Genomic DNA, 13,970 nt, shown 5'->3' on the forward strand with positions numbered 1-13,970 from the left:
GCTGCAGCCTATGCTGCTTCCCGACCACCGTGCGAAACCTTGCCCGGAACCTCGCGTACTGAACTGAGCGCAGCGGCCTGGTCGTTGGTAAGCTGGCGATTGGGCAGCACACCTTCGGCTCCCTCGTCTCCCGCCTCGTGATATTCGGCATCCTCGTTGACACACCAGGTGTCATAGACGCGCTCGCCTGCCAGGATGTTCTCGACCGTCAGCATGGCGGTCATCATCGCGTGGTCCTGGTTGTTATAACGATGCATACCGTTGCGGCCGACGAGGTGCAGTGTCGGGTGCTTGTCCTCCAGCTCGCGGCGCATGGCATCGACATTCGCGGCATAATCTTCGTCATAGACCGGATAGGCTTTTTCCTGACGGACGACAGCGCCGGATTTGACCTTCTTGCGATCGACCAAGCCGAGGATTTCCATCTCGTCGGTCGCGAGGGCGACCAGATCGTCGTCGCTCATCGACCACAGGCCGTCGCCTTCGAAGCAGAAATATTCGAGGCCCACGCAGGCCATGTCCGCGTCCGGGATCATTTCGGGCGACCAGCTGCGGAAGTTCTGCACGCGGCCGACCTTTACCTTGCTGTCGTGTATGTAGATCCAGTTGTCGGGGAAGAGGTCTTCGCCTTCCACCATCAGGGCGACGGTCAGGAAGTCGCGATATTTCAGCTCACTGGCCTGCAAGGTCGATTGCGGCAGCGGATGCAGGCGCTTCGACAGCTCGCGCATCGGGGCGCTGCTGATGGCATGCGCCGCCTCGATAACGATTTCGCCGTCCTTGCCGGCTGCGCTCATGCGCCAGCCGCCCTTGCCGTCGCTGGCCAGCTGCTTGAGCCCGTGGCCCATGACGATCTGACCCTTGCCGGTGGCGAGAATCTTGTCGCGCGCGGCTTCCCACATCATGCCCGGCCCCAGCCGCGGATAACGGAAGGTTTCGAGCAGCGTTTTCACCGCCTGCCCGTCGTTCGGTTTCTTGTTGAGACCGAGGCTGCGTTTCAATCCGTCGGTCACTGCGCCCCAGAGCGAGAGGCCCTTGATGCGCTGGGCCGCCCAGTCGGCGCTCATCTCGTCACACGGCATGCCCCACACCTTCTCGGTATAGGTCTTGAAGAAGATCGAATAGAGCTTGTGGCCGAACTGGTTGACGGTCCAGTCCTCGAAGCTCTTCACCTCCTTCTTGGGGAAGAGCTTGTACTGCAGATAGCTCGCCATGCAGATGGTCGACCGCAGGATGCCAAGGTTCCACAGGGCCTCGAAGGCACGCAGCGGATAGCTGTAGAACTTGCCCTCATAATAGATGCGGCTCATGCGCGGGCGCTGGATGAAATCGTCTTCGCCGAGGATCTCGTTCCACAGGTCGACTACGGCTTGCGATTTGGAGAAGAACCGGTGGCCGCCGATGTCGAAGCGATAGCCTTCGTGTTCGACCGTGCGGCTGATGCCGCCGACATAGGTCTCGTCCTGCTCGATGATGGCGACCGACTTGCCCTGGCGGGTCAGCAGATAGCCGGCGGTCAGACCGGCGGGGCCTGCGCCGATAATGGCGACATCGACTTTGATGGATTGGTTCGGTTTTTCCACGAGTGCCCCCAGGCCTGATCAACTGGGTTGGGGAGTGGAGGATAATGGTTAGGTTATGGTTAACCGTCCGCTTTAATCTCGCGGCGCTGGCGCTGGCGCTGGAGCACGTGCCTGGCACCAACCGCGGTCTGGTACGGGTGGCGGGACTCGAACCCGCACGAGCAAAGCTCAGGGGATTTTAAGTCCCCGGCGTCTACCATTCCGCCACACCCGCCGATTGCGCGAGGCGTCCTAGAGCCAAGTGGTGGAAGTCGCAATCCGGATCGTGCCGGTGCGGATCATTGCTCGTTATTGAGGCGCTCGCGGATTTCCTTGCCCGGCTTGAAATAGGGCACCCGCTTGGCGGGTACGTCCACCAGATCCCCGGTGCGCGGGTTGCGGCCCTGCCGCGCTTCGCGTTCGCGCGTGGAAAAGGCACCGAAGCCGCGCAACTCCACCCGGCCGCCTTCCGACAGGCGCTGGCTGATTTCATCGAAAAAGATGTCCACCACCTGCTCCACCTCTTCGGCGCGCAGTTCGGGATTGTCCTTCGAGATAGCAGCGAGGAGTTCTGAACGAATCATGGTCACTCTTTCCAGACCGCCAGTATGGCAGCGTCATCAGTTACAAATGCGACCCGTAACGGGCACCGATTTTTGCGAGCCCTTTCACCTGCCAGTGGCAGAATTAGGTGGTTTCCACAAGACAATAGGTCGCATTTCGTGGACACAGGATCACGTTTCGGCGAGCAGTTTCTCCGGTGCAAGGCCCAGGCGGGCCATCCGTGCGCGGATTTCGGGCCATTCCTCTTTCAGGAAAATCTCCCGGTCGCGGTCCCGCAGGATCTGCGCCGCACCCTTGACCACATACATGCCGACGCCGCGCTGCACCTCGACCAGCCCGTCGTTCTGGAATTGCTGGTAGGCCTTGGCGACGGTGAGCGGATTGGCCCCCTGCTCGGCCGCGAGCGCGCGGACTGACGGCAGCATCTCGCCCTCTTTATACTGCCCGTCGATAATAGCCGCCGCGATGAGATCGCGCAGCTTGAGATAGACGGGCTTGGACTGGTTCTTCATGGTTAATTCCCGGGCGACACAATAGTGCATCAGTGCCATAATACAGCGCCGCGCGCAAGGTTCCCGCGGCACGGCCTGCCGCGCCGTTCCAGATTGGTCGCGACTGTAACTAATGCTTCACATGGCCGCGCAAACCGCTAGGGTGCCCCGCTTCAAGGGAGGGCCGCGCCCAGGGAGGGGCGGCTATCGGAATACTTAGAGGGACACCGATTCATATGGTCGAAGGCATGTTCTTCACATTCGGCTCTGCGTTCGAAATGTGGGCATTCAGAGTTGCCGTAATCGCACTGGCATCTTTTCTTATCGGAGGGGTGGTGCTCGTCACACGCCCGCAACCCGAAGTCATCGGACACCCCAAGGGGCTGTTCCTGCTGTTCATGGCCGAAATGTGGGAGCGTTTCTCCTATTACGGCATGCGCGCCCTGCTGATCTTCTATCTGGTCCAGCACTGGCTCTTCACCGATAGCGAAGCCTCCGTCATCTACGGTGCCTATACCGCGCTGGTCTACATCACCCCGGTGGTGGGCGGCTATCTGGCCGACCGGTTCCTCGGTCAGCGCAAGGCCGTGGTCTTCGGTGCTGTCCTGCTCACGCTGGGCCATTTCTTCATGGCCTTCGAAGGCGACGGCGGCCAGACCGATCCGATCATCAACATCTTCTGGCTGGCTTTGGCCCTCATCATCGTGGGTTCGGGCTTCCTCAAGGCGAATATCTCGGTGATCGTCGGCCAGCTCTATTCGCGCACCGACGTCCGCCGCGATCCGGCCTATACCATCTTCTACATGGGGATTAACGTCGGCGCGGCCACCGCGTCGATCATCTGCGGCTATCTCGGCCAGACCTATGGCTGGCAGTACGGCTTCGGCCTCGCCGGTTTCGGCATGCTGATCGGCCTCGTCTTCTTCGTGCTCGGCAAGCCCCTGCTGCTCGGCAAGGGCGAACCAAAGGATCCTTCGAAGCTCAAGGGCGGCAAGGAATGGGGCATCTACGGTGCCGGTCTTGCCATGGTCGCGCTGTGCTGGGCCGCCATCCAGTATCAGGAACTCGTCGGCGTGGTGCTCGGCATCTTCGGCGGCGGTCTGGTGCTCTATGTGCTGTTCACCGCAGTCACCAAGCTGCCCAGCGAAGAGCGTGACCGCATCTTCGCCGCCATGTTCCTCATCCTGACCTCGATCGTCTTCTGGGCGCTGTTCGAACAGGCAGGCTCCAGCCTCAACCTGTTCACCGACCGTCACGTGGATACGCAGGGTGTGAACGCCTCCATGTTCCAGTCGATCAACGCGATCTACATCGTGCTGCTCGCGCCGCTCTTCGCGATGGGGTGGCAAGGCCTCGCCCGCAAGGGCAAGGAACCCAGCACCCCGCTGAAGTTCGGCATGGCCGTTATCCAGGTCGGCCTCGGCTTCCTGGTGCTGGTCTGGGGTGCCGAAAGCGTGGGCGTGAACGTGCCGACGCCGGTCATCTTCATCTTCCTGATCTACCTGCTGCACACCACCGGTGAGCTTTGCCTCTCGCCGGTCGGCCTCTCGGCCATGAACCGCCTCAGCCCGGCCCATATGGCCTCGCTGATCATGGGTACGTGGTTCTTCGCTTCGGCCGCCGGTAACTTTGCCGCCGGTCTGATCGCTTCGGCCACCGGTGCCGAAGGTGTCGGCGAAGAAGCGGGCAAGCAGGTCGTCCTCGGCGTCTATTCGACGGTGGGCTGGTTCGCAGTCGGCGTCGGCGTGTTCGTCATGGTCATCAGCCCGCTGATCAAGAAGCTGATGCATCTCGACACCATCGTCGACGATACGGTCGGCGACGATCTCGAAGGCCAGGCAGGTGCCGGTCTCGAGGCGCAGGAAGCCGGTATGCATCCTGCGACCAATCCGCAGATGCCCGGCAAGCACGAAGAGAACCGCTAAGCGGCCAACTCTTATCGACAAAGGCAATTGACCAGACGGGTCGGGACAGCGATGTTCCGACCCGTTCTTTTTGGGGGACTTCATGAAGAAACTTGCCCTGCTCGCCCTCGCTGCGAGCCTTACCGCCTGCGCCACCGCGAATACCGACAGCCGGACGGCCTCGGCTTCGGACAAGGACTGGTCTGCGCCCAAGGGTGCCGACGACCGCACACCCTTTGCCTCGACCTACCGGCCCTTTCCCGGCCGCCCGACCGCACTGGTCGGCGCCACCGTCTATGACGGCACGGGCGGGCGGATCGACAATGGCACCGTGCTGCTGCGCGACGGCAAGATCGTCGCTGCCGGCGATGCCTCGCTGTCCACCGAAGGCTATGACCGGATCGATGGCAGCGGCAAGTTCGTCACCCCCGGCGTGATCGACATCCATTCCCATCTGGGCGATTACCCGACCCCCAGCGTCGACGCGCATTCGGACGGCAATGAAGCCACCAGCCCGATGACGCCCGAAGTCTGGGCCGAACATTCGGTCTGGCCGCAGGATCCCGGCTTTACCCGCGCGCTGGCCAATGGCGGCGTCACCAGCCTGCAGATCCTGCCCGGATCCGCCAATCTCACCGGCGGCCGCTCGGTCACGCTCAAGAACGTGCCCGCGCGCACGGTGCAGGGTATGAAGTTTCCCGGCGCGCCTTACGGCATGAAGATGGCCTGCGGCGAAAATCCCAAGCGCGTCTATGGCGGCAAGGGCCGGATGCCTTCCACCCGCATGGGCAATTTCGCCGTGAACCGCCAGATGTGGCTCGATGCGAAGGCCTATGACGGCAAGAAACGCGATCTGGGCAAGGAAACGCTCAAGGGCGTGCTGGCGGGCGACATCCTCGTCCACAACCATTGCTACCGCGCCGACGAAATGGCGCTGGTCATGGATATGGCCAAGGAGATGGGCTACAAGGTCACCGCCTTCCACCATGCCGTGGAAGCCTACAAGATCGGCGATCTCCTGCGCGAAAACGGCGTGTGCAGCGCGATCTGGGCCGATTGGTACGGCTTCAAGATGGAAGCCTATGACGGCATTCTCGAAAACGCAGCCTTCCTGCGCCAGGCCGATGCCTGCGTGATCATCCATTCCGACGATGCCAACGGCATCCAGCGGCTCAACCAGGAAGCCGCCAAGGCGCAGGCCGCCGGGCGGCGCGCGGGCATCGACATTCCCGATGCCGAAGTGATCGGCTGGTTCACGCTCAACGCCGCCAGGGCAATGGGCATCGACGGCATGACCGGCAGCCTGGAGCCGGGCAAGATGGCCGATGTGGTGCTGTGGAATGGCGATCCGCTGTCGGTCTATTCGCGGCCCGAAAAGGTCTGGGTCGACGGCGCGCTGATGTTCGACACGATGGACCGCAAACGGCGGCCGGTCAGCGATTTCGAGCTTGGCCAGCCGGGTGAAGGAGACGTGAAATGAAGGCGCTGTTCGCATTCGCCGCCAGCACGCTGGCCCTCGCCGCAACGCCCGCGCTGGCACAGGATGTCGCCATGACCGGCGTCACCGTGGCCACCGGGGACGGTTCGGCCCCGATCGAAAACGGTGCGGTGGTCCTGCGCAGTGGCAAGGTCGTCTATGCGGGCCCCGCTGCGGGCATGCCGCAGACATCGGTCGCCGTGGTAGAGGCGCCGCAGGGTTCGTGGGTCACGCCCGGCCTCTTCGCCACGGTCACATCGCTTGGCCTGTGGGACGTGGGCGCCGTAAGCCAGTCGAACGATACCAGCGCCGGCGGTTCGCCCTTCAGCGCCGCTCTTGACGTGGCCCCGGCCGTCAACCCGGCCTCGCAGCATATCGCGGTGCACCGCGCCGCGGGAATCACCCGCGCGGCCAGCCTGATGTCCTCGACCGGTTCGATCTTCCAGGGCCAGGGCGCGATCATCGATCTGGGATCGGATGGCGATGCCGTGGTCCAGCCGCGCGCATTCCAGTCCGTCGCTCTCGGCGAAGCAGGCGCACGAGTGGCCGGCGGCAGCCGCGCCTCGGCCCATGCGCTGTTCCGGAACGCCTTGCGCGAAGCGGGCCAGTTCGGCGAGGATGCGCGCATCCCCGGCATGGAATCACGCCAGCGCGACGTGCGCACGGGTGACGATCTCCCGCTCGATCCGCGCCTCTCCGGTGAGAACCGCGAACGCGGGACCGACGTGCTGCTGACCCGTTTCGATGCCGCGGCCCTGGTGCCGGTGGTGCGCGGCGAACAGAAACTGTTCGTCATGGTCGAACGCGCTTCGGACATTCGCAGCGTGATCGCGCTCAAGCGCGAATTCCCGCGCCTCGATCTGGTGCTGGTCGGCGCCAGCGAAGGCTGGCTGGTGGCCCCCGAAATCGCCGCTGCCGGTATTCCGGTAATCGCCGACGGGCTCGACGATCTGCCCGCCAGTTTCGAAGAGCTCGCCAGCACGCAGTCGAACATCGGCCGCATGGTGAAAGCCGGGGTCAAAGTGGCGATCAACGCCGCCGCGATGGAGAACCCGCGCAATCTCAACCAATATGCGGGCAACCTCGTCGCTCTCACGCACATTCCGGGTGCCGACGGGCTGAGCTGGGGCCAGGCCTTTGCCGCGATCAGCTCCGTTCCGGCAGACATCGTGGGCATGGGGTCCAGGGCGGGTGTGCTGACGCCGGGCGCGGTGGGTGATCTGGTCGTGTGGGACGGTGATCCGCTCGAACTCGGATCGACGCCGGTCAGCGTCTATATCGACGGTGTCGAACAACCCCTCGAAAGCCACCAGAGCCGCCTGCGCGACCGATATCGCGATCTCGATACGAGCGATATGCCCAAGGCCTACGATTGGTAAGGAAGAACCCCGAAATGCGAACCATGTTGCTGGCGCTCGGCGCCGCCTGTGCGGCCGTGGCGATTACCTCCGCCGCCGCCCAGATACAGAGTGCCGATAAATCCTCGGATATTGCGTGGATGAATGCGCAGCAGGCCTATCTCAGCGGTCTGAAGGCGGAAGACGGCTGGAATTCGATGGACGGCGGCCTGCGCTGGCGCTTCGTCGATTACACGGGCAATGACCGCAAGCCGAGCGTGAGCGACACGGTGACCGTGCATTACGCGGGCACCTTCATCGACGGGGAAACCTTCGATTCCAGCTTCGACCGCGGCGAACCGGCCACCTTCCCGCTCGGCAGGCTGGTCAAGGCGTGGCAGATGGCGATCCCGCAAATGGGCGTGGGCGACACGATCGAAATCGCCGCCCCTGCCGACCTCGCCTATGGTCCCACCGGCAAGGGCCCGATCCCCGGCGGCGCGACCCTGCTGTTCACGGTGAAGCTGATCGATATCGAGTAAGCGCTTGCCTTTGCCGCCGCGCTGCGATTGACTGGGCCCGGCCAATCAGGAGGGAATGATGCCGTCCTCGATCATCGCGCTCGCAGCTGCCAGCATGGCGTTCGTCGGCACGCATTTCGCGCTGTCGCATCCGCTGCGGCGGCCGCTGGTCGGCCTGGTGGGCGAGAACCTTTTCCGCCTGCTCTATTCGCTGGTCGCGCTCGCCACCTTTGTCTGGACGGTGCAGGCCTTCCGCGCGGTTGGCCCGGGCGGCCCGGCGCTGTGGGACGGCAAAGGCGATGCGCTGTGGATCGCGGCGAGCGTGATCATGCTGCTCGCCTCGGTCCTGCTGGCCGGGTCCTTTGTCCGCAATCCCGCCCTGCCCGATCCGCGCGCGGCTAAGCATGCGGCGGCGGGCGTGCACGGCGTCTTCCATGTCACTCGCCACCCGATGATGTGGTCCTTCGCGCTCTGGGCTACCGTGCATGTGATGCTGAGCCCGACGCCGCGGCAATTGGTTCTGGCCGGGTCGATCGCTCTGCTCGCGCTGCTCGGCGCGCATATGCAGGACCGCAAGAAAGAGGCGCTGATGGGCGAGGCCTGGGCAGGCTGGGAAGCGCAGACCAGCTACTGGCCGCGCCTTGCCGGATTGAAGCACGCGGGCGCCGCCGCATGGCTGGGCGGCACCGCGATCTGGCTGGCGGCGACCTATGGCCATATCCACGCCAATGGCTGGGATGCGGGCATCTGGCGCTGGGTCTGACCGTCCTCAAGTAGCGAAGCGATAAGACATGAAAACATCCTGAAGCAGCGCAGCGATAGGACAGCACAAAACTCCCGGCGCTATTCGCCGGTAAATCGCGCCGCCCGCTTCTCGATCAGCGCGTCGACGCCTTCCATATGGTCGCTGGTAGCATGCATCAGCGCCTGCGCATTGGCGGCCATTTCCAGCGCGCCGTCATAGCTGGTCGAGCGCCCCTGCCGCATCAGGTTCTTGGCCTGCCGCAGCGCATGCGGCGGCATCGCGGCGACCTTGGCGGCCAGCGCCTCCGCCTCCTCCAGCAGTGACTCGTGCCCGGTCACGCGGCTCACCAGCCCCCAGTCGAGCGCGGTCTCGGCATCGATCACATCGCCGGTATAGAACAGCTCCGCCGCCCGCGCCTCGCCGATGATGCGCGGCAGGATCCAGGTGCCGCCATCGCCCGGGATCAGGCCGAGCTTGAGGAAGGTGACGCCGAACCGCGCCTTCTCGCTGGCGATGCGCATGTCGGCGAGACACGCCAGATCGCAGCCCAGTCCGATCGCCGGCCCGTTCACCGCCGCGATCAACGGCACGCGCAGGCCATAAAGCGCGCGCAGGATCTTGTGGATGTTACCGCGGTAGCCATCGGCGATCTCGGGCGCGCTGCCGCCGAAATTGCCCGTCTTCTCCTTCATCGCCTTGATGTCGCCGCCCGCGCTGAAGGCGCGCCCCGCCCCGGTCAGGATCACGCAGCGCACGTCCATATCGCCATTGATCGCATCGCAGGCCGCCGCAAACGCGTCCCCGTCCCCCGCCGCGCCGAGCGGGTTCATGCTGTCGGGCCGGTTGAGCGTGAGCGTGGTGACGTGGTCGGCGGTTTCGGCGGTGAGCAGGGTCATGGGCGGTGGGTCCTTTCACCCACCTCCATGGCAGGCTCGTGGCGCGTCGTCACCTGCGACGCAAATGGTCGCACGTAATGCGGATGTCTGACTATGGGGTGGAAAACGGACAATTGGCGTGTAGGATTTGCTGATGACCACTCACCCCAAATTCAAGCTTTCGAGGCTTCGTGAAATCGGGTGGGCGAAGTGGGATCCAATCGGATTAAGCGGGACTGACGATCGGCCCGAAGATGAATACGACAGCTATCTACTTCAAGCAGCTGGGCGTTTGTGGAATGGCGCGAGCCGAGAGGAAGTAGCGAACTACTTGGTCAGGATCGAAACGGAATACATGGGCCTAGGTGAGGCACCCGACGTTCACCGACGGGCAAATGAAGTTGCTGTTTCTTTGAACAGGTATGTAACCGAGCTACGCGCCTAATTTCCGCTTTCGGGTCGTTAGCAGTCATCGTGCTAACCCACTTCTTGGACGCCCGCCTCATCTCCCCCGTCACCCCGAACTTGATCCGGGGTCTGGCTGCCTGTGGATTAGCGCTAAAGGAAAGCTGGACCCCGGATCAAGTCCGGGGTGACGGCTCATTAGGGTTTCGGGCCGCTTCATCATGCCGCCAGACGAAATGGGTCTAATCGTGATCGTAGAAAGTATGACCGCGATTGGCATTCAGGAAGCCTCTCACAAGGGAGACCCGCGATACATCTTCGGCTTCTAAGGTCAGCGAAGCCGTCTCATCACCCAGCCAACCAGTTTGAGCCTCCAGATTAGTCGTCACTCTCTCGAATGCCTTATCGCTCGCCGACGCCGCGTCGGACGCGAAGACGTATCGGTGGCAGAAGAAGCCTGCGGGTTGCCCGACGCTCTGATCACCGTCGGGCGCCGTTGCGGCCCATCGCAAGCGGCCATGCACCAAGACATGGAAGCACTGAATCACGGGAAATGGAGGCGCTAGGCTAAGCCCGCGCCTCTTCCACGCCCGCGCTGTTGTGCCGCAGTGCGTTCAGCACCGTGTCCACGATATGCGGCGCGTTCAGCCCCGCCTCGTCATACTGCTTCATCGGATCGTCCTGATCCTGGAAGGTGTCGGGCAGGCGCATGGTGCGCACCTTGAGGCCGTTATCGGTCAGGCCTTCGTCGCTGGCATAGGTCAGCACATGCGCGCCGAGGCCGCCGATGGCGCCTTCCTCGATCGTCACCACCACTTCGTGGCTGCGCATCAGCTTTTCGATCAGATCGGTGTCGAGAGGCTTGGCGAAGCGCATGTCGGCCACGGTGGTGGACAGGCCCTTGGCTTCCAGCTGGTCGGCGGCCTTCTTGGCCTCTTCCAGCCGCGTGCCGAGCGACAGGATCGCCACCTTACTGCCTTCGCGGACCACGCGGCCCTTGCCGATTTCCAGCTTTTCCAGCTGTTCGGGAATTTCCACGCCCGTGCCGCCGCCGCGCGGATAGCGGAAGGCGATGGGGCCATCGTCATATTCGGCGGCCGTATAGGTCATATGCGCCAGCTCCGCCTCGTCGGCGGCGGCCATCACCACCATGTTGGGCAGGGTGGCGAGATAGGTGACATCGAAGCTGCCCGCATGGGTGCAGCCGTCGGCCCCGACCAGACCGGCGCGGTCGATGGCGAAGCGCACGGGCAGGTTCTGGATCGCCACATCGTGCACCACCTGGTCATAGGCGCGCTGGAGGAAGGTGGAATAGATCGCCGCGAAGGGGCGCATGCCTTCGGCGGCAAGGCCCGCGGCAAAGGTCACGCCGTGCTGTTCGGCAATGCCGACGTCGAAGGCCTTGTCAGGGTGCGCCTGGGCGAACTTATCGACGCCCGTGCCGCTGGGCATGGCGGCGGTGATGGCGCAGATGCGCGGGTCGCTTTCAGCGAGCTTGGCCAGCGTTTCGCCGAACACGTTCTGATAGGCGGGCGGGCCGCCGGTGGATTTCTTCTGCTCGCCGGTGACGACATCGAACTTGGCAACGCCGTGATATTTATCGGCACTGTTTTCGGCCGGGGCATAGCCCTTGCCCTTTTTCGTGACGACATGGATCAGCACCGGGCCCTGTTCGCTGTCGCGCACGTTTTCCAGCACCGGGATCAGGTGATCGAGATTGTGCCCGTCGATCGGGCCGACGTAATAGAAGCCCAGTTCTTCGAACATGGTCCCGCCGGTCACCATGCCGCGGGCATATTCTTCGGCCTTTTCCAGCCCGCCCCACACGCGGCGGCCCATGCGGCGCGCCAGCTTGGATGCCATGGTGCGCAGGCCCAGATATTCGCTGGAAGACACCATGCGCGCGAGATAGGCCGACAGCCCGCCCACCGGCGGCGCGATCGACATGTCGTTATCGTTGAGGATCACCACCAGCCGGTTGCCCGCCTGTTCGGCATTGTTCATCGCCTCATAGGCCATGCCCGCGCTCATCGCGCCATCGCCGATCACCGCGATGCCGCGGCCGGGCCGCGCTTGCATCTTGTTCGCCATGGCAAAGCCCAGGGCGGCGCTGATCGAGGTGGAGGAATGCGCGGCGCCGAAGGGATCGTATTCGCTTTCGGCGCGCTTGGTGAAGCCGCTGAGGCCCCCGCCCTGGCGCAGCGTGCGGATGCGGTCGCGGCGGCCGGTCAGGATCTTGTGCGGATAGCATTGATGGCCGACGTCCCACACCAGCTTGTCGGTCGGGGTGTCGAAAACGTAATGGATCGCCGTGGTCAGCTCGACCACGCCGAGGCCCGAACCCAGATGCCCGCCGGTCTGCCCGACGGCATCGATCATCTCTTCGCGCAGTTCATCCGCCAGCTGGCGAAGCTGGCTCTTGTCGAGTTTGCGAAGGTCGTCGGGCGTGTCGACTGTGTCGAGCAGGGGGGTATATGGGCGGTCACTCATACGAATGCTCTACACTTGGTTTATCGAACTGTCGATGAACGGCTTGTCGATGAATTTACACGGTTGGGCGCTGACGCCACGAAGACTGCCGCTACCCGGGTCGGCTTTCAGGTAGCGTAGTCGTCACCTGCTTAGCGCCGTCAGGCGGCGCAGTCGTCAGCCCGCGACCGCTGTCAGGCGGCGCAGTCATCACACAGCCCGCGCAGTTCCACCACCGGGCGGACATCGGTGAAGCCGGCATCCTTGCCCGCGACGCGCAGCGCGCCCGTCACACGCTCATCGTCGATATGCGTCGCCTTTCCGCAATCGTCGCAGATCAGGAAGATGCAATCGTGGCGGCAGCCGGGATGGGTGTTGACGAGATAGGCATTCGCGCTCTCGATCCGGTTGGCCAGATTGGTGCGCACGAACAGGTCGAGGATGCGGTACACGCTGTTGGGCGCCACGCGCTTGCCGCGCGATGCCGAAAGATTGTCGGCAATGTCATAGGCGCTGGCGGGTTTTTCATGCCGCGCCAGTTCCTCGAACACGGATTGGCGCATGCCCGTCCATTGTTCGCCGGAATCGGTCAGCGTGATGCGGGCCGCGTCGATCAGATCGTCGCCCGAATGTTCCTCATGTGCGTGTGCATGTCCTGCCATGGCGTCAAAAGTAGGACGCGCAGGGCCGCGGCGCAAGTCAGTCGCGCTTGAACTCGGCGCGATAGGCGCTGGGGTAAAGCCGCTTCAGCGCCGCCACCTTGGGCGCATCCCAGCGCACGATATAGCCGTGGCGCGGATTCTTGGCGGCAAAGTCCTGGTGATAGGTTTCGGCCGGGTAGAAACCCTGCGCCCGCTCGATCTTCGTGACGATCGGCTTGTCCCACACGCCGGCCTGTTTCAGCTGGGCGATATAGGCCTTGGCCACCTTGTTCTGCTCGGCCGACATGGGCACGATGGCGCTGCGGTAATGTGCGCCGGTATCGGGGCCCTGGCGGTTCAGCTGGGTCGGATCGGTGATGACCGAGAAATAGATGCGCAGCAGCTGATCATAGCGGATGACATCGGGATCGTAGGTCACCTTGACCGCTTCGGCATGGTCGGTGACGCCGCTCGAGACGAGCGAATATTTGGCCGAACGCTCGGTCCCGCCGTGATAGCCGGCAATGGCGCTGGTCACGCCCTTGGTATGGCTGAACACGGCCTCGACGCCCCAGAAACAGCCGCCGGCGAAGATCGCGGTCTTCAGCCCGCCGCTTTCGCTGGCGCGGGTTTCGGCAGGCGGGGTCTTCACCACACTCTCCGCCGCGAGCGCGGGCTGCTGGCAGGCTCCGGTCAGAGCCAGCGCCAGCGAGGTCAGGAGAAGGGGAATGCGCCGCATCAGATGATCGCGGCGACCGCCGAAACGATTTCGCCGCTGTTCGAAAATGCGATGATGACCGCTCCGGCGAGAAAGCCGATGCCGAAGTTGCGATAGAGGTCGGGGGTGAAGAGATTCATGTCTTATCTTTCGTGTCTTTATCACACGTGGGTACACGCCGTCCGATTGCAACGTGCTGAATACGATGGTTGTGAACGGTTCAGGCGATTACAGCCGGTGTTCGGGCCAGGCGCGCCCGAT

12 protein-coding genes and 1 tRNA gene are annotated in these 13,970 nt (G+C 63.6%); 5 read left to right on the forward strand and 8 right to left on the reverse strand.

Features of this window, described 5'->3' with window-relative positions:
- Positions 1–8: 8 nt before the first annotated feature.
- From ACI2I1_RS11535 to ACI2I1_RS11550, 4 genes are all read right to left on the reverse strand, one after another.
- Positions 9–1,583 (reverse strand): NAD(P)/FAD-dependent oxidoreductase, encoded by a 1,575-nt coding sequence (locus ACI2I1_RS11535; protein WP_404679250.1) that lies wholly within the window; start codon positions 1,581–1,583, stop codon positions 9–11.
- Positions 1,584–1,712: 129 nt separating this feature from the next.
- Positions 1,713–1,797: transfer RNA gene (locus ACI2I1_RS11540), tRNA-Leu, on the reverse strand.
- A 64-nt stretch (positions 1,798–1,861) separates the two neighbouring features.
- The gene (locus ACI2I1_RS11545; protein WP_221543995.1) at positions 1,862–2,146 is read right to left on the reverse strand and encodes an integration host factor subunit beta; all 285 of its coding nucleotides are present in this window, start codon (positions 2,144–2,146) and stop codon (positions 1,862–1,864) included.
- 150 nt (positions 2,147–2,296) lie between these two features.
- Positions 2,297–2,638 (reverse strand): GntR family transcriptional regulator, encoded by a 342-nt coding sequence (locus tag ACI2I1_RS11550; protein WP_221543993.1) that lies wholly within the window; start codon positions 2,636–2,638, stop codon positions 2,297–2,299.
- A 215-nt stretch (positions 2,639–2,853) separates the two neighbouring features.
- Between ACI2I1_RS11550 and ACI2I1_RS11555 the strand changes: the two genes are divergently transcribed.
- The 5 genes from ACI2I1_RS11555 (at position 2,854) to ACI2I1_RS11575 (ending at position 8,619) form a co-directional block, all read left to right on the forward strand.
- Positions 2,854–4,542, forward strand: coding sequence for a peptide MFS transporter (locus ACI2I1_RS11555; protein ID WP_404679251.1), 1,689 nt, complete (start codon positions 2,854–2,856; stop codon positions 4,540–4,542).
- A gap of 82 nt (positions 4,543–4,624) precedes the next feature.
- Complete coding sequence (locus ACI2I1_RS11560) at positions 4,625–6,001, forward strand: amidohydrolase (RefSeq protein WP_404679252.1); 1,377 nt, start codon at positions 4,625–4,627, stop codon at positions 5,999–6,001.
- On the forward strand, positions 5,998–7,377 hold the full coding sequence (locus ACI2I1_RS11565; protein ID WP_404679253.1) for an amidohydrolase family protein: 1,380 nt from the start codon (positions 5,998–6,000) through the stop codon (positions 7,375–7,377). The genes ACI2I1_RS11560 and ACI2I1_RS11565 overlap by 4 nt, the downstream gene beginning before the upstream one ends.
- Before the next feature lie 14 nt (positions 7,378–7,391).
- Complete coding sequence (locus ACI2I1_RS11570; RefSeq protein WP_404679254.1) at positions 7,392–7,877, forward strand: FKBP-type peptidyl-prolyl cis-trans isomerase; 486 nt, start codon at positions 7,392–7,394, stop codon at positions 7,875–7,877.
- Between the two features lie 55 nt (positions 7,878–7,932).
- A complete protein-coding gene (locus ACI2I1_RS11575) occupies positions 7,933–8,619 on the forward strand; it encodes an NnrU family protein (RefSeq protein WP_404679255.1) in 687 nt (228 codons plus the stop codon).
- An 80-nt stretch (positions 8,620–8,699) separates the two neighbouring features.
- Here the strand turns inward: ACI2I1_RS11575 and ACI2I1_RS11580 are convergent, their stop codons facing one another.
- The 4 genes from ACI2I1_RS11580 to msrA all read right to left on the reverse strand — a co-directional run bounded on the left by ACI2I1_RS11580 (position 8,700) and on the right by msrA (position 13,730).
- Positions 8,700–9,497, reverse strand: a complete 798-nt coding sequence (locus tag ACI2I1_RS11580; protein WP_404679256.1) for a crotonase/enoyl-CoA hydratase family protein — start codon at positions 9,495–9,497, stop codon at positions 8,700–8,702.
- A 951-nt stretch (positions 9,498–10,448) separates the two neighbouring features.
- Positions 10,449–12,371 (reverse strand): 1-deoxy-D-xylulose-5-phosphate synthase, encoded by a 1,923-nt coding sequence (gene dxs / locus ACI2I1_RS11585; RefSeq protein WP_404679257.1) that lies wholly within the window; start codon positions 12,369–12,371, stop codon positions 10,449–10,451.
- Positions 12,372–12,544: 173 nt separating this feature from the next.
- Positions 12,545–13,012 carry a Fur family transcriptional regulator gene (locus ACI2I1_RS11590; RefSeq protein WP_221543971.1) on the reverse strand — a complete coding sequence of 156 codons (468 nt, stop codon included), beginning with the start codon at positions 13,010–13,012 and terminating at the stop codon, positions 12,545–12,547.
- Positions 13,013–13,049: 37 nt separating this feature from the next.
- Positions 13,050–13,730 carry a peptide-methionine (S)-S-oxide reductase MsrA gene (gene msrA, locus ACI2I1_RS11595; protein ID WP_221543970.1) on the reverse strand — a complete coding sequence of 227 codons (681 nt, stop codon included), beginning with the start codon at positions 13,728–13,730 and terminating at the stop codon, positions 13,050–13,052.
- Between the last annotated feature and the right edge of the window lie 240 nt (positions 13,731–13,970).

It is taken from the genome of Qipengyuania sp. NPDC077563 (assembly GCF_044901345.1).
GTDB lineage: Bacteria > Pseudomonadota > Alphaproteobacteria > Sphingomonadales > Sphingomonadaceae > Qipengyuania > Qipengyuania aestuarii.

Excerpts from the sequence above, each read along its gene's own strand:
- ACI2I1_RS11575 (WP_404679255.1), top strand. The coding sequence starts at position 7,933 with ATGATGCCGTCCTCGATCATCGCGCTCGCAGCTGCCAGCATGGCGTTC.
- ACI2I1_RS11570 (WP_404679254.1), top strand. The coding sequence starts at position 7,392 with ATGCGAACCATGTTGCTGGCGCTCGGCGCCGCCTGTGCGGCCGTGGCG.
- ACI2I1_RS11560 (WP_404679252.1), top strand. The coding sequence starts at position 4,625 with ATGAAGAAACTTGCCCTGCTCGCCCTCGCTGCGAGCCTTACCGCCTGC.
- ACI2I1_RS11565 (WP_404679253.1), top strand. The coding sequence starts at position 5,998 with ATGAAGGCGCTGTTCGCATTCGCCGCCAGCACGCTGGCCCTCGCCGCA.
- ACI2I1_RS11590 (WP_221543971.1), bottom strand. The coding sequence starts at position 13,012 with ATGGCAGGACATGCACACGCACATGAGGAACATTCGGGCGACGATCTG.
- dxs (WP_404679257.1), bottom strand. The coding sequence starts at position 12,371 with ATGAGTGACCGCCCATATACCCCCCTGCTCGACACAGTCGACACGCCC.
- ACI2I1_RS11550 (WP_221543993.1), bottom strand. The coding sequence starts at position 2,638 with ATGAAGAACCAGTCCAAGCCCGTCTATCTCAAGCTGCGCGATCTCATC.
- ACI2I1_RS11580 (WP_404679256.1), bottom strand. The coding sequence starts at position 9,497 with ATGACCCTGCTCACCGCCGAAACCGCCGACCACGTCACCACGCTCACG.
- ACI2I1_RS11555 (WP_404679251.1), top strand. The coding sequence starts at position 2,854 with ATGGTCGAAGGCATGTTCTTCACATTCGGCTCTGCGTTCGAAATGTGG.
- msrA (WP_221543970.1), bottom strand. The coding sequence starts at position 13,730 with ATGCGGCGCATTCCCCTTCTCCTGACCTCGCTGGCGCTGGCTCTGACC.
- ACI2I1_RS11545 (WP_221543995.1), bottom strand. The coding sequence starts at position 2,146 with ATGATTCGTTCAGAACTCCTCGCTGCTATCTCGAAGGACAATCCCGAA.